Annotated in this window: 14 protein-coding genes, 1 tRNA gene and 1 pseudogene; 13 read left to right on the top strand and 3 right to left on the bottom strand. The window is 72.3% G+C overall.

Annotation, left to right across the window (positions count from 1 at the left end; genetic code table 11):
• Positions 1 to 142: 142 nt before the first annotated feature.
• The 6 genes from tmk (at position 143) to ACIRO3_RS28375 (ending at position 8,163) form a co-directional block, all read left to right on the top strand.
• Positions 143 to 3,409 (top strand): dTMP kinase, encoded by a 3,267-nt coding sequence (gene tmk / locus ACIRO3_RS28400; protein ID WP_404141535.1) that lies wholly within the window; start codon positions 143 to 145, stop codon positions 3,407 to 3,409.
• A 210-nt stretch (positions 3,410 to 3,619) separates the two neighbouring features.
• Positions 3,620 to 4,831 carry a DNA polymerase III subunit delta' gene (locus ACIRO3_RS28395; protein ID WP_404141533.1) on the top strand — a complete coding sequence of 404 codons (1,212 nt, stop codon included), beginning with the start codon at positions 3,620 to 3,622 and terminating at the stop codon, positions 4,829 to 4,831.
• A 212-nt stretch (positions 4,832 to 5,043) separates the two neighbouring features.
• The gene (locus tag ACIRO3_RS28390) at positions 5,044 to 6,630 is read left to right on the top strand and encodes an alpha/beta hydrolase (protein WP_404141531.1); all 1,587 of its coding nucleotides are present in this window, start codon (positions 5,044 to 5,046) and stop codon (positions 6,628 to 6,630) included.
• Between the two features lie 158 nt (positions 6,631 to 6,788).
• A tRNA-Thr gene (locus ACIRO3_RS28385) sits at positions 6,789 to 6,862 on the top strand.
• A 177-nt stretch (positions 6,863 to 7,039) separates the two neighbouring features.
• Positions 7,040 to 7,270, top strand: coding sequence for a hypothetical protein (locus tag ACIRO3_RS28380; RefSeq protein ID WP_404141529.1), 231 nt, complete (start codon positions 7,040 to 7,042; stop codon positions 7,268 to 7,270).
• Positions 7,271 to 7,662: 392 nt separating this feature from the next.
• Positions 7,663 to 8,163, top strand: a complete 501-nt coding sequence (locus tag ACIRO3_RS28375; protein ID WP_404141527.1) for a GNAT family N-acetyltransferase — start codon at positions 7,663 to 7,665, stop codon at positions 8,161 to 8,163.
• 104 nt (positions 8,164 to 8,267) lie between these two features.
• On the opposite strand, the gene ACIRO3_RS28370 is transcribed toward ACIRO3_RS28375, so the two are convergent.
• The gene (locus tag ACIRO3_RS28370; protein WP_404141525.1) at positions 8,268 to 9,863 is read right to left on the bottom strand and encodes a bifunctional 3'-5' exonuclease/DNA polymerase; all 1,596 of its coding nucleotides are present in this window, start codon (positions 9,861 to 9,863) and stop codon (positions 8,268 to 8,270) included.
• A 349-nt stretch (positions 9,864 to 10,212) separates the two neighbouring features.
• Between ACIRO3_RS28370 and ACIRO3_RS28365 the strand changes: the two genes are divergently transcribed.
• Positions 10,213 to 11,382: a DUF2786 domain-containing protein gene (locus ACIRO3_RS28365; protein ID WP_366147671.1), complete on the top strand. Its 1,170-nt coding sequence runs from the start codon at positions 10,213 to 10,215 to the stop codon at positions 11,380 to 11,382.
• Between the two features lie 160 nt (positions 11,383 to 11,542).
• On the opposite strand, the gene tatA is transcribed toward ACIRO3_RS28365, so the two are convergent.
• Positions 11,543 to 11,737, bottom strand: coding sequence for a Sec-independent protein translocase subunit TatA (tatA, locus tag ACIRO3_RS28360; protein WP_404141522.1), 195 nt, complete (start codon positions 11,735 to 11,737; stop codon positions 11,543 to 11,545).
• A gap of 122 nt (positions 11,738 to 11,859) precedes the next feature.
• Between tatA and ACIRO3_RS28355 the strand changes: the two genes are divergently transcribed.
• Together ACIRO3_RS28355 and ACIRO3_RS28350 are read left to right on the top strand one after the other, a co-directional pair.
• Complete coding sequence (locus ACIRO3_RS28355) at positions 11,860 to 13,926, top strand: FUSC family protein (RefSeq protein WP_404141520.1); 2,067 nt, start codon at positions 11,860 to 11,862, stop codon at positions 13,924 to 13,926.
• Between the two features lie 237 nt (positions 13,927 to 14,163).
• Complete coding sequence (locus ACIRO3_RS28350) at positions 14,164 to 14,409, top strand: DUF397 domain-containing protein (protein ID WP_267088410.1); 246 nt, start codon at positions 14,164 to 14,166, stop codon at positions 14,407 to 14,409.
• Positions 14,410 to 14,577: 168 nt separating this feature from the next.
• Here ACIRO3_RS28350 and ACIRO3_RS28345 read toward each other — a convergent pair whose 3' ends face one another.
• A complete protein-coding gene (locus ACIRO3_RS28345; RefSeq protein WP_361770032.1) occupies positions 14,578 to 15,096 on the bottom strand; it encodes an ATP-binding protein in 519 nt (172 codons plus the stop codon).
• Between the two features lie 351 nt (positions 15,097 to 15,447).
• Between ACIRO3_RS28345 and ACIRO3_RS28340 the strand changes: the two genes are divergently transcribed.
• The 4 genes and pseudogenes from ACIRO3_RS28340 to ACIRO3_RS28325 all read left to right on the top strand — a co-directional run bounded on the left by ACIRO3_RS28340 (position 15,448) and on the right by ACIRO3_RS28325 (position 20,867).
• Positions 15,448 to 16,326 carry a helix-turn-helix transcriptional regulator gene (locus ACIRO3_RS28340; protein WP_361770029.1) on the top strand — a complete coding sequence of 293 codons (879 nt, stop codon included), beginning with the start codon at positions 15,448 to 15,450 and terminating at the stop codon, positions 16,324 to 16,326.
• Between the two features lie 92 nt (positions 16,327 to 16,418).
• Complete coding sequence (locus ACIRO3_RS28335) at positions 16,419 to 17,876, top strand: aldehyde dehydrogenase family protein (protein ID WP_361770026.1); 1,458 nt, start codon at positions 16,419 to 16,421, stop codon at positions 17,874 to 17,876.
• A gap of 63 nt (positions 17,877 to 17,939) precedes the next feature.
• Positions 17,940 to 20,006: pseudogene (mrdA, locus tag ACIRO3_RS28330) on the top strand (penicillin-binding protein 2); the annotation flags it as partial.
• 102 nt (positions 20,007 to 20,108) lie between these two features.
• Positions 20,109 to 20,867 carry a MerR family transcriptional regulator gene (locus tag ACIRO3_RS28325; RefSeq protein ID WP_404141518.1) on the top strand — a complete coding sequence of 253 codons (759 nt, stop codon included), beginning with the start codon at positions 20,109 to 20,111 and terminating at the stop codon, positions 20,865 to 20,867.
• The last annotated feature ends 3 nt before the right edge of the window (positions 20,868 to 20,870 follow it).

Below are 20,870 nucleotides of genomic sequence, written 5' to 3'. Positions count from 1 at the left end.
GTCGTGAAGGGCCCCCCGCGCATGCTGCGCGGGGGCCCTTCGGTTTCCCGGGGGAGGGCGGGTCGAGCGGTGGGTTCGGGGTCACACCCGGGGTTGTCCACAGGCCTCCGCAGCCACGAAGCACAGCGGATAGGCTGGGCGGATGACGCGAGCCGAGCAGCCGACGGTCGTGACCGACACCGAGACCGCCGACGAGAACGCCACCTACGACGAAGCCCTGGCCGCGGACTCCCGCGAGCGTGCGGTGCGCGCCCTCCTGCGCACGCCCAGACTGCGGCGTTTGTGGAGTGCCCAGTTGGTCAGCGGCATCGGCGACGCCCTTGCCCTGTTGGTCCTGGTGTTGCTGGCCTATCAGGCGGCGGTCTCCGAGGGAACCTTCGGGGAGGGGTACCGCGGAGCGGCCCTGGCCGTCGCGGCCGTGTTCGGGGTCCGGGTCGTGGCCACCGTGCTCTTCGGGGCCGTGCTCCTCGGGCCGCTCGCCAAGCTGACCGCCCCCGGCGGCAAGCTCGACCGCCGCTGGACGATGGTCGGCGCCGACGGGGTCCGCATCGGACTGTTCGTCGTCGCCCCGCTCTGGCTGGACTGGATCCCGGCGCACGCCATGACCGCGCTGCTGGCCACCGTCTTCGTCTCCGGGGCCGCCGAACGACTGTGGACGCTGGCCAAGGACAGCGCGGCTCCCGCCCTGCTCCCCGCGCCGCCGCCGGAAGGGGCGACCGTACGGCCGCTCCCGGACCACCTCGACACCCTGCGGCGCCTGACCCTGCGTACCGCCTTCGTGGCGCTGCCCGTCGCGGCCGCCGCGCTGCTCGCCTCGACACTGGTCGGCCGCGCGCTGGGGCTCGGCGTGGACTGGTTCGCCGCGAACCAGGCGGCCCTGGGGTCCTACGTGGCCGCCGGCCTGTTCGCCGCGTCCGTGTCACTGCTGCTTCCCCTGGTGCTGCCGGGCACGAAGACCCCGCGCCCGCGCTCCCCGCTGGAGGGCCTGCGCGCCCCCAAGGCCGGGGACCGGCCCGACAAGGGTCGTACGGGCGCCGTCCCGCTGCTCGTCCTGGCCTCCGCCGCCGTTGCCGGAGGGGTGGCCTCCGCCGCCTCCGTCTCCGTACTGCACGCCTTCGACCTGGGCAGGGGACCCGCTTCGTACGCGCTGCTGGTCCTCGCGCTGGTCGGCGGCACCGGCCTCGGCATCCGCGCCACCCAGGCCGGCAAGATCCTGCCCGCCCTGTCCCGCCGGCGGCTGCTCGCCCTCGCCATAGCGGTCACCGGGCTCGCCCTGCTGCTGGTCGGGCTGGTCCCGGACATGGCGACCGGACTGTTCCTGGCCCTGCTCGCGGGCACCGCCGCCGGTACCGCCGCCAACACGGCGCACACCCTGCTGGACCAGGAGACCGAGGAATTCCGTCGGGCCCGGGTCACCGAGCACCTCCAGGCCGTCGTACGGGTGGCCGTGGCCGTCGGGGCGGTGGCCGCCCCGCTGCTGGCCGCCGGGATCGGCCCGCACCGGCTGACCGGCGGCGAGGTCGTCTTCGCCCACGGCGGCGCGGCCTTCACCCTGATGCTGGTCGGCGCCCTGCTGCTGCCCGTCGCCGTGGTGGTGCTGACCAAGGTCGACGATCGTCGCGGAGTACCGCTGCGCCGCGACCTGCGCGAGGCACTGCGCGGCGGGGAACCGCTCCAGGCCGCCTCCACCACCGGCTTCTTCATCGCCCTGGAAGGCGGTGACGGCGCCGGCAAGTCCACCCAGGTGGAGGCGCTGGCCGACTGGATACGGGGCAAGGGCCACGAGGTCGTCGTCACGCGCGAGCCGGGAGCGACCCCGGTCGGCAAGCGGCTGCGCTCGATCCTGCTCGACGTGTCCTCGGCCGGGCTGTCGAACCGCGCCGAGGCACTGCTGTACGCCGCCGACCGGGCCGAACACGTGGACACCGTGGTCCGACCCGCCCTGGAACGGGGCGCCGTGGTCATCTCCGACCGCTACATCGACTCCTCGGTGGCCTACCAGGGCGCGGGCCGCGACCTGTCCCCGACCGAGATCGCCCGGATCTCCCGCTGGGCCACGGGCGGGCTCGTACCGAACCTGACCGTGCTGCTCGACGTGTCGCCGGAGGCGGCGCGGGAACGGTTCACCGAGGCGCCGGACCGGCTGGAGTCGGAACCCGCGGAGTTCCACCGGCGCGTGCGCTCCGGCTTCCTGACGCTGGCCGCGGCCGACCCCGGGCGCTACCTCGTGGTGGACGCGGGGCAGGACCCGGGCTCGGTCACCACCGTCGTCCGCCACCGCTTGGACCGGATGCTGCCGCTCTCCGAGCAGGAGATCGCGGCGCAGCTCGAAGCCCGGCGGCTCGCCGAGGCAGAGGCGAAGCGCAAGGCCGAGGAAGAGGCGGCGCGCAAGGCCGAGGAAGAACGGGTGCGCGTCGAGACGGAGGCCCGCAAGGCCCGCGAGGCCGAGGAGGCCCGGGTCAAGGCCGAGGCCGAGGCGGCGCAGGCACGCCGGCTCGCCGAGGCCGAGGCCGTCCGCAAGGCGGAACAGGAACGACTGCGCGTCGCCGAGGAGGCCCGGGCCCGGGCCGAGGTCGAGCGGCTGCGCGCGGAAGCCGAGGAGAAGGCCCGCGCGGCGGAGGCCGAGCGGCTGCGCGCCCAGGCGGAGGAAGAGGCCAGGCAGCGCGCCGAGGCCGAGGACCGGCGGCTGGAGAAGCAGCGCCGCGCCGAGGAGGCTCTGCTCAGGGCCGAGGAGGCACGCCGACTGGCGGAGGCCTCGGCTGCCGCCTCGGCGGCCCGGGCGGCCGCCGCTCCGACGTCCGCTCCGAAGCCGCCCCCGGCTCCCGCGCCGACCTCGCGCCCGGCTCCCGCCTCGACGTCCTCCGTACCTGCCGATGCCCCTGCCGAGGCGCCCGCGCCCAAGGTCGGCATGCGCAAGAACCCGCACCCGGACGACGCCGTCACGCTGGAAACCCCGGTGATCAAGCGGTTGGTGCAGCCCGACGACGTCACCCAGACGGTTCCCGTGCCGAAGGTCGACCCGGCCGCGGGGGCCTCGGTGCTGCCGCCGGTCCGTGAGACGGGTCCGGCCGATGGCCCCGCACGGTCGGCGCCCGCGCCCTCGGGGCGGACCCCGTCCGCCTCCCGGCCGACGACGCGCCGCCCCCAGGAGAGCCCCGCGGACCGGGTGCCTTCGGACATCTTCCGGGACACGGGGAACCGCGGGAGGGGCGCGAACGCCGACCGCGAGGACGACGTGACCCGTGAGCTTCCGGTCGTCGACGACGACGGACGGCCGCGTCGGACGCCGTCGGACTGGGCCGAGGCGACCCCGATGGACGACCTGCCGACACTGGCGGACGAACTGCTGGGCCCGCGGCCGCGCGAGCGCGACGAGGACGACGAGGACGGTCGGGGCCGCCGCCGCTGAGCGGCCCGGGACGCCGGCGGTGCTGACGGTTGCGGACAGAGCGGCCCGCGACGCCGGCGGTGCTGACGGCTGCCGACAGAGCGCCCCGGGACGCCGGCGGTGCTGACGGCTGCCGACGGTTGCGGACGACGCGGACGTGCCGTCGCTGTCAGTGCCGTCCGTCAGAATGTGTGTGCAGCTACGCACGGACAGTGAAAGGTGGTGGGCGGGATGCCCGTATGGGACGACCTGGTGGGTCAGGAGCGCGTGCAGACGCAGCTCGCTGCCGCCGCCCGTGACGCCGACGCCCAGGTCACGGCCACCTCGGACGGGACGACGCTGCCCACCGGGTCCAAGATGACCCACGCCTGGCTGTTCACCGGCCCGCCCGGATCGGGACGGGCCACCGCCGCCCGCGCCTTCGCGGCGGCCCTCCAGTGCACCAGCCCCGACCGGGCCCTCGGCGGGGAACCGGGCTGCGGCTTCTGCGAAGGCTGCCACACCACCGTGATCGGTACGCACTCCGATGTGGAGATCGTCCGTACCGATCTTCTGTCCATCGGTGTGAAGGAGACCCGCGCCCTGGTCCGCCGGGCCCAGCTGTCGCCGGCCGTCGGACGTTGGCAGGTCATCGTCCTGGAGGACGCCGACCGACTCACCGAGGGCGCCGGCAACGTCCTGCTGAAGGCCGTGGAGGAACCGGCTCCGCGGACGGTGTGGCTGCTGTGCGCGCCCTCCCTGGAGGACGTGCTGCCCACCATCCGCTCCCGCTGCCGGCACCTGACCCTGCGCACCCCGCCCGTGGCCGCCGTCGCCGAGGTGCTGATGCGCCGTGACGGCATCGAGCCCGCCCTCGCCGCCGCGGCCGCCCGCGCCACGCAGGGCCACATCGGCCGGGCCCGCCGACTGGCCACCGACGAGGCGGCCAGGACGCGGCGCAGCGCCGTGCTCAGACTGCCGCTCCGGGTGGACGACGTGGGTGATTGCCTCAAGGCCGCCCAGGAGCTGGTCGACGCCGCCGCCGAGGACGCCAAGTACCTCGCCGAGGAGGTCGACACCAAGGAGACCGAGGAACTGCGGGCGGCGCTCGGGGCCGGAGCGGGCGCGGGCAGCAGGATGCCAAGGGGCACGGCGGGCGTCATGAAGGAGCTGGAGGACCGGCAGAAGCGCCGCCGCACCCGCACCCAGCGCGACAGCCTCGACCTGGCGCTCACCGACCTCACCGGTTTCTACCGGGACGTGCTGGCCCTGCAGCTCGGCTCGGGCCTGGCCATCGCCAACGAGGAGATACGGGCCGACCTGGACCGGATCGCCCGGGACTCGGGCCCGGAGCGCACCCTGCGACGCATCGAGGCGATCATCGGCTGCCGGGACGCGCTCGACCGGAACGTGGCCCCGTTGCTCGCCGTCGAGGCCATGACGATGGCGCTGCGCGCGGGCTGAACCGTGTGGCCCGGCCATGACGGGTCGGCGACCGGCCCGCCGGTGTTCGTCGCGTGACGTCCGTTGACCTGTTCACCCGTACGAGCGTTCCGGCGCGGCGGCCGTGACGCCGCCCGTCCGCGCCGGGCGGTGGCCCGTGCCCGGGCCGGGCGGTTGACCGCCCGGCCCGGCGTGGCCCGCCCGGGTGCTCCGGCAGGCCGTAGGCTCGCCGCATGGACACCAGTCGCCTGCTGCGAACCACCGGAACCGTGATCGCAGCTGCCGGGCTGCTGCTTGCCGGGTGTACCTCGGAGGGTTCCGGGGGAACCCGGGCCGCGGCGTCCTCGTCCGGTGGTTCCGCGCCCAAGTCCACCGCGACGGCCACGCCGGCCGCCGTCCCGGCCGCGCTGCGCCCGTACTACGAGCAGAAGCTGAGCTGGCGCGACTGCGGTGTCCCCGGTTTCCAGTGCTCGACCATGAAGGCACCGCTGGACTACGCGCACCCCGGTACCCCCGGTTCGGCGCAGTCCATCGACATCGCGGTGGCCCGCCGCGCGGCCACCGGACCGGGCAAGCGGCTCGGCTCGCTCGTGGTCAACCCCGGCGGGCCCGGCGGGTCGGGCATCGGGTACCTCCAGGCGTACGCGGGCATCGGCTACCCGGCGGCCGTGCGGGCCCGGTACGACATGGTGTCCTTCGACCCGCGCGGGGTGGAACGCAGCAGTCCGGTCGAGTGTCTGTCCGGGCCGGAGATGGACCGCTTCACCCAGGTGGACCAGACGCCGGACGACAAGGCGGAGCAGGCCCTGCTGGTGGCGGCCTTCAAGAAGTTCGCGGCGGGCTGCCAGGCGCGGTCGCAGCGGGTCCTGCCGCACGTCTCCACCGTGGACGCGGCGCGGGACATGGACATCCTCAGAGCGACGCTGGGTGACGAGAAGCTGTCGTACGTCGGCGCCTCATACGGGACGTTCCTGGGGGCGACGTACGCGGACCTCTTCCCGGGCCGGGTCGGCCGACTGGTCCTGGACGGGGCGATGGATCCGTCCAGGCCCGCGCTCGAACTCAACCGGGACCAGACGGCGGGATTCGAGACGGCCTTCCGGTCCTTCGCCAAGGACTGCGCGAAGCAACCCGAGTGTCCGCTCGGCTCGGGCGACCCCGACGCGGTGGCGCAGCGGCTGAAGGAGTTCTTCCGCAAGCTGGACGCCCAACCGGTGCCCTCGGGCGAGCCGGCCCGCCCGCTCGGGGAGTCGCCGGCGACGACCGGGGTGATCGCCGCGCTGTACGACGAGAGCGCGTGGCCGCAGCTGCGCGAGGCGCTCACCTCCGCGATGAACGGCGACGGGGCCGGCCTGCTGGCGCTCGCCGACAGCTACTACGAGCGCGAGGCGGACGGCACGTACGCGAACCTGATGTTCGCCAACGCCGCCGTGAACTGTCTCGACCAACCGCCGGCCTTCTCGGGACCGGAATCGGTCCAGGCGGCGGTGCCCTCCTTCGAGAAGGCCTCACCGGTCTTCGGCGCCGGGTTGGCCTGGGCCTCGCTGAACTGCACGTACTGGCCGGTGAAGCCGACCGGATCGGCGCGGGCGCTGGAGGCCGAGGGCGCCGCGCCGATCGTGGTGGTGGGTACCACCAGGGACCCGGCGACCCCGTACAAGTGGGCGCAGGCACTGGCCGGGCAGCTCGCCTCGGGCACGCTCCTGACGTACGACGGGGACGGGCACACGGCGTACGGGCGCGGCAGCGACTGCATCGACACGGCGATCAACACGTACCTGCTGGAGGGCAAGGCGCCGAAGGACGGCACCAAGTGCTGACGTCCCACGGACACCCCGCGAGCGCCCCTTCTGTCCTTACTTATGGCTGTTTTCCGAACGCTGGACAACCCGGTTCGGGGCACCCGGTTTAACCCTGTAGACTTGGCGCCGCTGCTGATGAGAGCGTCCCTTCGGGGGAATTCTCGTCTCCCAGCGGTGCCGCCTTAGCTCAGTTGGCCAGAGCAACGCACTCGTAATGCGTAGGTCTCGGGTTCGAATCCCGAAGGCGGCTCTGTAGAAGCCTCAGGACTCACTCGCCGTGACCTGGGGCTTTTGCTTTTTCCCGGGGCGGGTTCGGTGGGGGGCCATCGACTGGTGGACGCGAGGTTCAACCGGTAGAGCCCGCCGGGCGGGTGGGGCTCGCGGCCGGCATGCAAGGCATGACGAATCTTCCTGTACGCATGGCCCGTTGGAACGCCGGGCACCCGTGGCGCGCGATCGTTTCGGTTGGTTCCTCTTCATCGCGCTGTGCCTGGGTGCGGGGACCGCCGTCGGGGGCAACCCGGCCACGACCGAGGACTTCCGCATCGGTGCGGCCGGTCGGGCGGAGGCGATGGCGGCCGAGGGCGGTCTCCAGCAGAGACCGGTGGAGCGCCGAGGTCCGGTACGGGCCGGTTGGACGTGGCCGAGGCCGACGTGACCGCCCGGGAGATCTCCGACCGGATGTGGAAGCTGCCCCAGGGGGCTGGTTGGTCGCTGCCCATGGGGTCGGGGCGAGGCGGCATGGCGCGTCCTGGCCCAACAGGCGAGTCGGTTCGGGGCTTTGCTCCACGGCGCCGGGCAAGGCTTGGGGATCTTCGTCGTCGAGTGCTCACGTCAGCCACGAGGGCTCTGTGCCGAGTGCGTGCTCGGCGCGGCGATCACCGGGATCGGGGCTCCGGGCCACGTCCTCAGGCCGCAGGCCGCGCCGCGCTCCTGTCCGGGAAGCTCCGAGCCCGCGTTGCGCCGTGTCGTGATGGCCCCGCCCGGCACCGGCTTCGTGGCACTTGCGGACAATGGTCGTCCGCGAGGAACGGACGAGGGAGAACAGACATGCACGGTCAGTCGGCGGAGCACGCCACCCAGGCCCCGCGGGAAGGTTCCGGGGTCGTCCTGCGGGTCGCGGGCGAGGCGGACGTCCCGATCGCGGCCGAGCTGTTCCGCGGCTACCTGGACTTCTACGAGGTGACCGTCGAGGACCCCGACCAGCCGCGCGCCTTCCTCGCCGAGCGCATCCGCAAGGACGAATCGCTTGTCCTGCTCGCCGATGTCCCGGAGATCGGAACGGTCGGCTTCGCCCAGGTCTACCGCACCTTCTCGTCGCTCTTGATGCGGCCCATGTGGATCCTGTACGACCTGTACGTCGCGCCGACCGGCCGGCGCACCGGCGCGGGTCGGGCGCTGCTGCGCGAGGTCCTGCGCCGCGCGGCCGAGGCCGGGGTCGCCGGCGTGCAGCTGGAGACCGCCTACGACAACCACGTCGCCCAGGGGCTGTACGAGTCGGAGGGCTTCGAACGCGACGAGTTCCACGTCTACTTCCACGGTCTCGGCTGACCGACTCCTGGCCGTGCGCCGTGAACGCCCGCACCGTGAACGCGCACTGTGAACGGCCTTGGTGTCGGCGGTGTTTCACGTGAAACGTCCTCGCGCGGGGTCGCTCACTTCGCGTCGGCGTAGCACTCCACGACCGCCGTCGTGAAAGGGAACCGGACCGGGGTGTCGCCGAAGGCGATGCGTCCGGCCCGGTCGCCGGCGGCGCGGATGGCCTCCGCGACGGCCTCGGCCTCCTCGGCCGGGCAGTGCACGATGACCTCGTCGTGTTGGAAGAACACCAGCTCGGCCCGCATCCCGGCGGCGGCGATGGACTGCCGCAGCGCCGCGAGCAGCAGCAGCGCCCAGTCCGCCGCACTGCCCTGGACGACGAAGTTCCGGGTGAACCGGCCGCGCGCACGGGTGTTGGTGGAGGCGTAGCTCGGTGTCCAACCGTCGTCCCGGTCCTGCGGTACGCCCGCCTCGCCGTCCGCGTCCTCGTCGGCGGAGGAGGAGACCGGCGGCGGGCAGGTCCGGCCGAGCCAGGTGCGGACGAGGCGGCCCTCCTCGCCGGCCCGGGCGGCGTCGTCCACGTAGGCCACGGCCTGGGGGAAGCGGCGCCGAAGCGCGGCCAGGTTCTTGAGGCCGTCGCCCGAGGTCTGCCCGTACACCGCGCCGAGGACGGCCAGTTTGGCCATGTCCCGGTCGCCGGAGAACCCCTGCCGGGAGATGGCCGTGTACAGGTCCTCGGGACGGCCCGCGACCTCCATGAACGCCGGGTCGCGGGAGATCGCGGCCAGTACCCGGGGCTCCATCTGGTCGGCGTCGGCCACGACGAGCCGCCAGCCGGGGTCGGCGACGACGGCCCGCCGGATCACCTTGGGGATCTGCAGGGCCCCGCCGCCGTTGGTGACCCAGCGGCCGGTCAGGGTGCCGCCGGGGATGAACTCGGGACGGAAGCGGCCGTCGTGGACCCAGTCCGCGAGCCAGGACCAGCCGTGGGCGGTGTGGATCCGGTACAGCTTCTTGAACTCGATCAGCGGTTTCACGGCCGGGTGGTCCAGCTCCTGGATCTCCCAGCGACGGGTGGACTTGAGCTTGATCCCGGTCTCGGCGAAGGCCTTGATGACGTCGGCGGGCAGGTCGGGGCGCACCCGGCGACCGAACGCGGCCGACACCTCGTCGGCCAGCTCCGCGAGCCGGCGGGGCTGCCCGCTGCCCGCGTACCGCTCGCCGAGCAGTTCGGTGAGCAGGGCGCGATGCGTGTCGGCCCGCCAGGGAAGTCCCGAGCGGTGCATCTCGGCGGCCACCAGGAACGCGGCCGACTCGGCCGTGGTGAGCAGCCGCATCCGGTCGGGATGGGCGGTGGCGTCGTGCCGTTCCACCTGGTCGGCGTGGACGGCGATCAGGGCGTCCAAGGGGACCGGGGCGGGTTGCGGTTCGAAGAGGGAGTCCTGGGCTCCGGGTTCGGCCGCCCGCTGCGGGGGATCCGGCGGAACGGGCCGGCCCTCCAGCCGGGCCCAGGCGGCGGCCGCCGAGCGGGGCTCGCCGAAGCGGCCCTCGTGACGCAGCAGCAGCAGTTCGGCGTTCTCGACGTCGTAGCACCGCTCGACGCGGACCCCGGCGGCGAGCAGGCGCGGATACACGGCGGCGGTGGACCGCCACACCCACCGGGTCCCGGCCGGGGCGGCCCGTACGGCCTCTGCGACCTGCCGCGAGCGCACCGGCGGGGTCCCGGGATTCGCCGACGCGGCTCCGCGAGACTCTCCCGACTCACCAGTGCGATGAGACCTGCCGGTCCCACGAGGCTCACCGGTCCCACGGAGCCCGCCGGCCTCGCTCGGGCTGTCAGGCCCGCCGGTTCCGCCAAGCCTGCCCGTCCCACCGGCCCCGCCCGTCCCGCCGGGCTCGATGGGTGCGGCGTGCCACCAGCCGTCTCCGTCCTCGGCGAGGGCCCAGCGGGGGGTGCGGTCGGTCATGTCCGCGAGTGTCCCACCGGGGTGTGACAGGGAGCCGGCACACCTGTCCGACCTGCGCGGCGGTGGCCCCGGTGGGCCGTGCCAAGCTTGAGCGGTGAGAGACATCGTCGACCGTGCCTGCGAAGCCGCCCTGTACGCCGACGGCGACAGCGGCCTGGACACCGGGGCCTCGCTGCTCGCCGCCGACACCGCCCGCTGGAGCGGAGCCGCGCGGGAGCTGCTGGCGCGCGGGGAGGGGTACCTGCGGCAGGCCTGGGAGCGGGGCTGGCGGCCCGCCGACGTGGTGCGGCTGGTGCGCCGGGACCTCGACGAGACGCACGTGCGGATCACGGGGGACCTGGTCGCGGCCGAGGCGCGACGGTACGCGCGCCTGCCCGAGCGGTGGACCGACGCCGAGGTGTGGTGGGGGGACGACACCCGCTACGGCGACGCCCTCGCGGGGAGGGAGCGGACGGACCGGTTCACGCTGGCGACCTCTGTCCTGGAGGTGTTCCGGCTGCTGATCCGGCTGCCCTCCATCGAGCCCGTCGGGCCGCTGCCGGGCGATCCGACGGACGCCCTGGAGCACGCCCACATCGAGCCCCGCATGCTGGGGCGGATCCGTGCGCTGCTGGCGAAGGCCGAGGCGACGAACTTTCCCGAGGAGGCCGAGGCGCTCAGCGCGAAGGCCCAGGAGCTGATGGCCCGGCACACGGTGGACGAGGCCCTGCTTGCCGCTCGCGGCGCCGGTCCCGACCGGCGGCCGGGCGCCTGCCGGATCGGGGTGGAGCCCCCGTACGAGGAGGCCAAGGCGGTGCTGCTGGACGCGGTGTCCACCGCGAACCGCTGTCGGGCGGTGTGGAACAGCGGGTTCGAGTTCTCCACGGTGGTCGGCTTCGAGAGCGACCTGGAGGCCGTGGAGCTGCTGTACACCTCGCTGCTGGTGCAGGGGACGGCGGCGATGACCCGCGCCGAGGCCGCGCAGCGCTCCGGCGGGCGCAAGCGGACCAAGACGTTCCGGCAGTCGTTCCTGTTGGCCTACGCGAGCCGGCTGGGTCAGCGGCTGGCCGAGACGGCCGAGCACACCGCGTCCGAGGCCCCCGACAACCTGCCGGCCCTGGTGGCCCGCGACGTGGCGGTCACCTCCCGGGCCGAGGAGATGTTCCCCCGTACGACCACGACCCGGTTGCGCGGCGCCACCGATCTGGCGGGCTGGGAGGACGGCACGGCGGCCGCCGACCGGGCGCGGGTGGGCGGCGGAAAGCGCCGGTCCCTGCCGGGGTGAACCCGGCCCGCCTGTACGCGCGCCTCTCGTAGCCTCCGCCCGCCTGCCCCGCCTGCCCCGCCTGCCCCGCCTGCCCCGCCTGCCCCGCCTGCCCCGCCTGCCCCGCCTGCCCCGCCTGCCCCGCCTGCCCCGCCTGCCCGCCCCGTCCGCCCGCCCGGCCTCAGCGCTCCGCCGGCGGCGTCGGGCCCTGCGCGGGGGAGTCCTCCGTGCGCAGCGCCCGCGTCTCCGACTTCAGGATCCGCATCGAGCGGCCGAGCGAGCGGGCCATGTCGGGCAGCTTCTTCGATCCGACTACCAGCAGGCAGACGACGAGCAGCACGATCAGGTGCCAGGGCTCAAGGGCGTTGCGGAGCATGGTGGACCCACCTCTCGGACGACCGGGGTCGTGATGGTTGTGATGATCCGCCTTATGGAACAGCCATGTGCCATACCTGTACAAATCTGAAGAAGTCCTGAAAGGGCTTTAGGCTCGACCCCATGAGTTGGCTCCGGGCGCTGAAGCACACCGCCCAGGCCGGCATGAAAGTCGAACGCACCCGCCTCGAACCGCTCGTCGCCCTGCGCGCCGCCGCGGGCCTCGCGATCGTGATCGGCTTCGGGCTCGCCTTCCTGGGGCCCGCAGCTGCCGCCAGCTCCGCCTTCGGCGCCTTCACGGCCGCGATCGCCACCTTCCAGAAGAGCTGGCGCCCACGTCCCGTCCTCGCGCTGGCCTCCGGGCTGACCCTGGCCGTCTCCACCTTCGTCGGCTACCTCGTCGGGTCCTCGCACACCACCCTGTTCCTCGCCCTGCTCGCCGTCTGGACCTTCGCGGCGGGGCTGCTCTGGGCGGCCGGCCCCACCGCCGGGATCATCGCCTCGGGCAACGTCGCGGTCATGCTCGTCACGGTGACCCTGCCGACCTCCGTCGCCCAGGCCGCCGGGCACGCCGCGATGATCGCCGCGGGCGGGGTGGTGCAGGCCCTGCTGATCGTGCTGTTCCCGATCCGCCGTTGGGGCGCCCAGCGCGACGCCCTGGCCGACGCCCTCGCCGCCGAGGCCGACTACGCCCGCCGGCTGCGCCACGACCCCGTCTGCGCCTTCGACCCGCAACCCCTGATGCGGGCCCGGGACGCCGCCACCGTGACCGCGCGGCAGGCCCGCCGCCGGCCCGCCGAGTTGCACGGGGCGCGGGGGCTCGCCGAGCGGGTCCGGCCGGTCCTCGCCTCCCTCGCCGACCCGGCGGTCGGGGCGCCGGCCGAGGGGCCGGCGCGGGACCGGGTACGGCAACTGCTGGACGCCGCCGGGACGGTGCTGGACGCCGCCGCCCGGGCGATCCGGCACGGGGATCCGGTACGCCTGCCCGCGCCGGCCCTGGCCGTGCTGAAGTCCCCCGACACGGCCGACCTCCTCACCGGCGCGCCGCTGCGGGCCGCGCGCCGGCTCGCCGCGCTGCTGGACGACGTCCTGGAGACCGCCGAGCCGGGCTCGGGCCGCGGCCGGAGCGTCGCCCCCGACGCCTCGATGCTGCGGCCGACCCTGACCGCCCTGGTGCCGATGGTGCTGAGGGCCGTACGGGCCGAACTGCACCCCGACTCGCCGATCCTGCGGCACGCCGTGCGCGTCACCGTCGTGACCTGCGCGGGCTACCTCATCGGGCACGCCCTGCCGTTCGGACACGGCTACTGGGCCCCGATGGCATCCGTCATGATCATGCGGCCGGACTTCAGCCAGACCTACGCGCGGGCCGTCGCCCGCTTCACCGGAACCCTGGTCGGCGTCGCCGTCGCCACGGGCATCGTGCAGCTCGCGCACCCGGGGATGTACCTGTCCGGGTTCCTCGCGGTGGTCTGCGCGGGCCTGATGTACGTGTTGATGCGCACCGGCTACGCCGTCTCGCAGGTCTGCGTCTCCGCGTACGTGGTGTTCCTGCTCGGCATGGGCGGCGTCCGCTGGGACCAGACCGTGCCCGACCGGGTCGCGCTCACCCTGGTCGGCGGGCTCCTGGCGATGCTCGCGTACGCCCTCTACCCGGCCTGGGAGACGCCGAGGCTGCGCAACCGCCTCGCCGACTGGATCGCGGCCGACGGACGGTACGCGGCGGCCGTGCTCGGGCACTACGCCGCGCCGGCCGACGCCCGGCGCGAGGACGTGCGCACCGCCCTGCTGGCCGCCCGGGACGCCCGGATCGACTGGCAGGACGCCGTGGACCGGGCGGCCGGGGAACCGGTGCGCCACCGGGGCCTGTCCCGCGCGGCGGCCGACGGCGCGGGCGATGCGGTGTCCGCCTTCGGGCGCAACGCGATGCTGCTGGAGGCCCACCTCCCGGACCGGTCCCACGCCCCGGTGCCCGGCGCGGCCGCCCTGGCGGAGGCGGTGCGCGCCGATACCGAGGCGGCCGCGAAGGCGGTGCGGGAGCGGGAGGTGCCGCGGTGGGAGCGGGTGCGCGCGCTCGTGGCGGACGGAGGCACGCCGGTGTGGGACGCCCGGGACCCGGGGGTTTTGCGCGCGGCCGGAGGACAGCTCCTGGACGCCCTGGACGAGGTGTCCGAGGCGCTGCGGGCCTGAGGGCGCGGCCCGCCGGCGCCGCTTTCCCCCCTTCCCGATGGCCCAGGGGAGAGGCGCCCCCGTACGAACGCGCCGGTCACCGCGGGGAGAATGCGGGAGGCGCTCCCGACACGCATAACGGCGCCCGCTCCGGTGACGACGACAGCACCCTCCGTGCACGTGCATCTGCCCATGCAGCTGCTTATGAACAGAGCTATGATCCGGTGCAGTTGACATCTGCACTATCGGGGGCTTCCTGTGGACCACGCGTACAACGGGATGGCAGCTGCAGAACTCGCTTCCTTGTACGGGCTGACCTGGCAGAAGAGCAGACACAGCAACTCACAAGGCTCCTGTGTCGAGTTCGCGAAACTGCCGGGCGGCGATGTCGCCATGCGCAATTCGAGATTCCCGGACGGCCCGGCCCTGGTCTACACGCCGGCCGAGATAGAAGCGCTGCTCCTGGGCGTAAAAGACGGCGAGTTCGACCACCTGATCGGCTGACTGGAACAGCGCAATGATCAAGCCATGCACGTGCACTGGCCGGGACTGATCGAAATGATCAATCCCGGCCGGTTGCCGTTCATGTGTCGAATTGTCCAGCGAGGGCGCGTGCCTGACGCGCGGTCGATCGGCAGGTGGCGTCCGGTAGCCCCGGAGTCGGTCCCGGAGTCAGTCCTGGAGCATGAAGAGCGCCCAGACGACCTTGCCGGTCAGCCGCCCGGCGAGCGGGTGCCAACCCCAGCTGTCGCTGTACGAGTCCACCAGGAACAGTCCCCGCCCCGACTCCAGGTCGAAGTTCTCCTCGGTCCGCTCCGGCGAGAACGCCCCGCCCGGCCGGTCCTCGCTGGGGTCCCGCACCGCGCACACCAACCGGGTGCTCCACCGCATCAGGTGCAGCCGAACCGGCGGTTCCGGCGCGTCCGAACCCTGACGTCCCACCCTGTCCTCGTCGGGCAGGGCATGGCGCAGCGCGTTGGTGACGAGTTCGGAGACGACCAGGGAGACATCGTCGAACCGGTCGTCGAGGCCCCACTGGGAGAGCGTCGACCGGGTGAAGGAACGCGCACCTCGCACCGCCTCGAAGCGGGCGGGCAGGGCGCAGGAGGCGGACCCGGAGACAGCCGTGGGGTCGACCGGGGGCAGCCCCTGCCGTAACGGCTCGAGCATGGTCGATCCATTCGTCCCCATGCGAGGCACTCCCGGGATTCGCGGACGGAGCGGCGGCTGTCGTCCAGAAAGAACTGCGGGGTGGGTCGGTCCGGCGCCTGCGCGAATGAAGAACGCAGGTGCGCGGGACCATCGTTCCGAATGCCGAAGCCGGATGCAAGGGCAGATGCACGTGCACGCGCCGGACCTGTCCCCTCCCGTGACGGTTCTTGCTCATTTCTTCCTACGCATACTTACGGACTTCTTTTCCGGGACGCCGGATTCCGTTACAGAACGAGTACGGGTCATAGCGTTTTGGTGGCAGACTGCGGGCCCTGGGGTTCGGGGGCCCGGGACGCGACACACCGCGCAGACCACGCGCACACCATTGCGATGGGGAGGGCAGGACTAGTGACCGCAGACGCCGGCGGTTCCGTGGTGCGCCGCATCCTCCTGGGCTCACAGCTCAGGCGACTCCGAGAATCCCGCGGCATCACCCGTGAGGCGGCCGGCTACTCGATCCGCGCATCCGAATCGAAGATCAGCCGCTTGGAGTTGGGAAGGGTGAGCTTCAAGGCAAGGGACGTCGAGGACCTCCTCACGCTCTACGGAGTGACCGACGGCGCGGAGCGGGAGTCCCTCCTGGGGCTGGTCCGCGAGGCCAACGCCGCGGGTTGGTGGCACAGTTACGGCGACGTGCTGCCCGGGTGGTTCCAGACGTACATCGGACTGGAGGGTGCGGCCTCGCTCATCCGCATCTACGAGGTCCAGTTCGTCCACGGCCTGCTCCAGACCGAGGCCTACGCGCACGCCGTCGTCAAACGCGGCATGCCCGGCGCCACTCCCGGCGAGATCGACCGCCGCGTCGCCCTGCGCCTGGAGCGCCAGAAGGTCCTGGTGTCGGAGAGCGCCCCGGTCTTCCACGCCGTCCTCGACGAGGCCGCGCTGCGCCGCCCGTACGGCGACCGCGACGTGATGCGCGGACAGTTGGAGCACCTCATCGAGGTCTCGCAGCGCCCCAACGTGCAACTTCAGGTCATGCCCTTCTCCTTCGGCGGACACGCGGGCGAGAGCGGAGCCTTCACCCTGCTGCGCTTCCCGGAGTCCGATCTCCAGGACATCGTGTATCTGGAACAGCTCACCAGCGCCCTCTACCTGGACAAAGAAGAGGAAGTGGGTCAGTACGCACGGGCCATGGAGCGGCTCCAGGGCGACTGCCCCGACGCCGACCGGACCCGCGATCTCCTGCGCGGACTGCTCCAACTGTCTTGATCCGCACGTACTATGACGTCTGATCAGTGCATGACGATGACCGATCGGTCTCCGGTGCAGCGCACGGGTGCGCGCTCGCAGTAAGGGATGGCATGTCCATATTCGACGACCTGGCTCACCAGTACATCGACGGCGAATGGCTGGCCGGCACCGGTTCGTGGGACATCATCGACGTCAACCCGTACAACGGGGAGAAGCTCGCGGCCATCACCGTGGCCACCGTCGAGCAGGTGGACCAGGCCTACCGCGCCGCCGAGCGCGCCCAGAGGGAATGGGCCGCCACCAGTCCCTACGCGAGACGCGCCGTCCTGGAACGGGCCCTGCGGATCACCGAGGACCGCCGCAAGGAAATCGTCGAGGCGATGATCGACGAGCTCGGCGGGACCCGCCCCAAGGCCGAGTACGAGGTCGACCTCGCGATGGAGTTCATCCGCGAGGCGATCCAACTGGCCATCCGACCCGAGGGCCGCATCCTGCCCTCCCCGGTCGCGGGCAAGGAGAACCGCGTGCAGCGGCTCCCCGTCGGGGTCGTCGCGGTCATCAGCCCCTTCAACTTCCCCTTCCTGGTGACCCTCAAGTCCGTCGCCCCGGCCCTGGCCCTCGGCAACGCCGTCCTGATCAAGCCGAACCAGAACGCGCCCGTGGTCGGCGGCGGGGTCATCGCCAAGATCTTCGAGGACGCGGGCCTCCCGGCCGGGCTGCTCAACGTCCTGGTCACCGACATCGCCGAGATAGGCGACGCGATCCTCACCCATCCCGTCCCGAAGGTGATCTCCTTCGCCGGTTCGGACCGGGTCGGCCGTCACGTCGGCGCGGTCGCCGCCCGCCACTTCAAGCGGACCGTCCTGGAACTCAGCGGCAACAGCGCGCTGGTCGTCCTCGACGACGCCGACCTCGACTACGCGGTGGACGCCGCCGTCTTCAGCCGGTTCGTGTACCAGGGCCAGGTCTGCATGTCCGCCAACCGCATCCTCGTCGACGCCTGCGTCGCCGAGGAGTTCACCGAGAAGTTCGTCGCGCGGGTGCGCGGCCTGAAGACCGGTGACCCGCGCGAGGCCGACACCCACATCGGCCCGCTGATCAACTCTTTCCAGGCCGACGCCCTCACCGCCCTCGTGGACCGCGCCGTCGAAGCCGGCGCGCAGGCGCTCGTACGAGGGTCTACGCGCGGCAACCTCGTCGAACCGACCGTGTTGGCCGGCCTCCCCGAGGACTCCCCGCTGCTGGGCCAGGAGATCTTCGGTCCGGTCGCGCTGCTGGTGGTCTTCGACGGCGAGGACGACGCGGTCCGGCTCACGAACGCGACCCCGTACGGGCTCAGCGGAGCGGTGCACACGCGCGACGTGGAACGCGGGGTCCGCTTCGCGCAGCGGATCGAGACCGGCATGATCCACGTGAACGACTCCACCATCGGCGACGAGCCGCTGGCGGCCTTCGGCGGCGAGAAGGCCTCGGGTCTGGGCCGGCTGAACGGCGAGGCCACGGTGGACGCCTTCACCACCCAGAAATGGATCTCGGTCCAGCACGGACGGACGCAGTTCCCGTTCTAGGCGGGGCTCCTCTTAGACTCGGCCGGGCAAGCTGCAGGCGCGCACGTCCCGGGGAGAGCCGAGTTGACCAACATTCCGGAGACCGGGCGGACCCAGCGGGTCCAGAACCGCCTCGTGATCATCCAGATAGTGGTCTTCTCGCTGCTGCTGACGCTCGGCGGGCGCCTGTGGTACCTCCAGATCCGCAACGGTCAGGAGTACACGGACGAGGCGAAGAACAACCACACCCAACAGGTGGTCCAGCCCGCCGTACGCGGTTCCATCCTCGATTCCCGAGGAGTCCCGCTGGCCGACAACGAGACCCGCATGGTGGTCTCCGCCAGTCGCACCGACCTGTCCAAGATGAAGGACCGGGGCAAGGACGTCCTGACCCGTCTCGCCGGGGTCCTCGGCCTCGACGCCCGGGAAGTCGCCGACAGCGTCCGGTTGTGCGACGCCAAGACCCCCAAGCCCTGCTGGAACGGCTCCCCGTACCAGCCGATCCCCATCACCGACGAGGCGACCACCGAGCAGGTCCTGGAGATACGCGAGCACGCCGAGCAGTTCCCCGGCATCACCGCCGAACCCACCGCCCTGCGCCGCTACGCCGCCCCCGACCAGGCCAACACCTCGCAGGTGCTGGGCTACCTCTCGCCGGTCACCGACGAGGAGATCACCAAGGCCAAGAACTCGGACTCGCCCTACCTGCGCTCCGACCAGGTGGGCCGCTCCGGTCTGGAGCGCACGTACGACAAGGACCTCCGCGGCAAGGCCGGCGTGACCCACTACGAGGTGGACAACCTCGGCCGGGTCATCGGCGAGGCCGAGAGCGTGAAGCCGCAGCCCGGATCGAACATCGTGACCTCGATCGACTCGCGGGTGCAGGCCGTCGCCGAGCGGGAACTGAACAACGCGATGATCGAGGCCCGCAAGGGCTACGACAAGAACACCCACCGCAACTACGAGGCCGACTCCGGCGCCGTCGTCGTCATGGAGTCCAAGACCGGCCGGATCGTGGCGATGGCCTCCAACCCGACCTACGACCCCAACGCCTGGGTCGGCGGGATCTCGGCCAAGGACTACAAGGCCCTCACCGAGAAGGGCTCCAACTATCCGCTGCTGAACCGGGCCATCCAGGGCCAGGCCGCCCCCGGCTCCATCTTCAAGGTGGTCACCTCCACGGCCGCCGTGAACGCCGGCTACCCCTTCAACGGCCGCTACCCCTGCCCCAGCTCCTACTCGGTGGGCAACCAGACCTTCACCAACTTCGAGTCCCAGGGCTACGGCGACATCACCATCGGCAAGGCCCTCGAAGTCTCCTGCGACACCGTCTACTACGGCATCGCGGACCGCGAGTGGAAGAAGGACGGCGGCATCAAGCCCAAGAAGGACCCCAACGACTGGTTCTTCAAGACGGCCCACGAGTTCGGTCTGGGCAAGCGCACCGGCATCGACCTGCCCAGCGAGGTCCCCGGCCGGGTGCCCGACCGGCAGTGGAAGAAGGACTTCTTCGAGGCGAGCAAGGCCGCCTGGTGCCGGGACGGCAAGAAGGACGGCACCTACGGCGAGAAGATCGCCTACGAGAACTGCCGCCAGGGCAACCAGCTCCGCGAGGGCGACGCGATCAACTACTCCATCGGCCAGGGCGACACCCTCGTCACCCCGCTCCAGATGGCCTCCGTCTACGCGGCCATCGCCAACGGCGGAACCCTGCACCAGCCCGCCGTCGGCAAGGCCGTCATCAGCCCCGACGGCACCTCGGCCCGGGAGATCGCCCCCAAGGAAATGGGCCGGCTCCCCATGGACGAGAAGCTCCGGGACAACATCGACCAGGCCCTGGCCTCCGTGGTCACCGACGGCAGCGCCGCCTGGCGCTTCGGCGGCTGGCCGCAGAAGCAGATCCCGATGCACGCGAAGACCGGCACCGCCGAGGTCCAGGGCAAGCAGACCACCTCGTGGTTCGCCTCCTACACCGCGGACTACTCGATCGTGATGACGATCTCGCAGGGCGGTACCGGCTCCGGAGCCTCGGGCCCGGCGGTCCGCAACATCTACGAGGCGATGTACGGGCTCGACGACGCCGGCAAGCAGGACCTCTCCAAGGCCCTCATGCCGAAGCCGCGCACCGAACTCCCGGCGATCAAGCCGGAAGCCCGCTAGCGACTCCGGCGGCCGGCGCGGCGTGCGGGCTTGCACCTCACGCCGCGTGAGGCACCACAGTGAGGGGCGTACTCGACCAGAGGAGCGGGAACCATGGGCCATTCCGTGGGCCAGGTCGCGGGGTTCGCCGGAGTCACGGTGCGCACCCTGCACCACTACGACGAGATCGGGCTGCTCTCCCCGAGCGGCCGCAACCACGCGGGACACCGGCGGTACGACGACGCCGACCTCGACCGGTTGCAGCGCATCCTGTTCTACCGGGAGCTCGGCTTCCCGCTCGACGAGGTCGCCGTATTGCTGGACGACCCGGACTCGGACCCGAGGGAGCACCTGCGTAGGCAGCACGCCCTCCTGACCGACCGGATCGCCCGGCTCCAGCAGATGGCCAAGGCCGTCGAGCACGCCATGGAGGCGAAGAGGATGGGCATCGACCTCACACCCGAGGAGCGGTTCGAGGTGTTCGGGGACAAGGACCCCGCGCGGTACGAACAGGAGGCGCGGGAGCGCTGGGGGGACACCGAGAGCTACGCGGAGTCGCAGCGCCGGGCCGCCACGTACACGAAGGACGACTGGAAGCGGATGCAGGACCAGGTGGCGGACTGGGGCGTCCGCTACTCGGCCCTGATGGACGGCGGCGAACCGGCCGACGGTGAGCGCGCCATGGACATGGCCGAGGAGCACCGGCAGCACATCCGCACGTGGTTCTACGACTGCGGGTACGAGCTCCACACGTGCCTCGGTGACATGTACGTCGCCGACGAGCGGTTCAAGGAGTTCTACGACTCGATGAGGTCGGGCCTCGCCGAGCACCTGCGGGACGCGATCACCGCCAACGCCATCCGGAAGGCGTAGCCG

The organism is Streptomyces sp. NPDC102278, from assembly GCF_044766345.1.
In the GTDB taxonomy this organism is placed as follows: domain Bacteria; phylum Actinomycetota; class Actinomycetes; order Streptomycetales; family Streptomycetaceae; genus Streptomyces.
The sequence above is the reverse complement of the archived record's forward strand: the minus strand, read 5'-3'. Positions and strand labels throughout refer to the sequence as shown.

What these genes read in the sequence shown, in the direction of transcription:
- tatA (WP_404141522.1), bottom strand. Translation starts at nt 11,737, where the DNA reads ATGCTCCGCAACGCCCTTGAGCCCTGGCACCTGATCGTGCTGCTCGTC.
- ACIRO3_RS28395 (WP_404141533.1), top strand. Translation starts at nt 3,620, where the DNA reads ATGCCCGTATGGGACGACCTGGTGGGTCAGGAGCGCGTGCAGACGCAG.
- ACIRO3_RS28355 (WP_404141520.1), top strand. Translation starts at nt 11,860, where the DNA reads ATGAGTTGGCTCCGGGCGCTGAAGCACACCGCCCAGGCCGGCATGAAA.
- ACIRO3_RS28325 (WP_404141518.1), top strand. Translation starts at nt 20,109, where the DNA reads ATGGGCCATTCCGTGGGCCAGGTCGCGGGGTTCGCCGGAGTCACGGTG.
- ACIRO3_RS28340 (WP_361770029.1), top strand. Translation starts at nt 15,448, where the DNA reads ATGGGGAGGGCAGGACTAGTGACCGCAGACGCCGGCGGTTCCGTGGTG.
- ACIRO3_RS28375 (WP_404141527.1), top strand. Translation starts at nt 7,663, where the DNA reads ATGCACGGTCAGTCGGCGGAGCACGCCACCCAGGCCCCGCGGGAAGGT.
- tmk (WP_404141535.1), top strand. Translation starts at nt 143, where the DNA reads ATGACGCGAGCCGAGCAGCCGACGGTCGTGACCGACACCGAGACCGCC.
- ACIRO3_RS28335 (WP_361770026.1), top strand. Translation starts at nt 16,419, where the DNA reads ATGTCCATATTCGACGACCTGGCTCACCAGTACATCGACGGCGAATGG.
- ACIRO3_RS28345 (WP_361770032.1), bottom strand. Translation starts at nt 15,096, where the DNA reads ATGGGGACGAATGGATCGACCATGCTCGAGCCGTTACGGCAGGGGCTG.
- ACIRO3_RS28390 (WP_404141531.1), top strand. Translation starts at nt 5,044, where the DNA reads ATGGACACCAGTCGCCTGCTGCGAACCACCGGAACCGTGATCGCAGCT.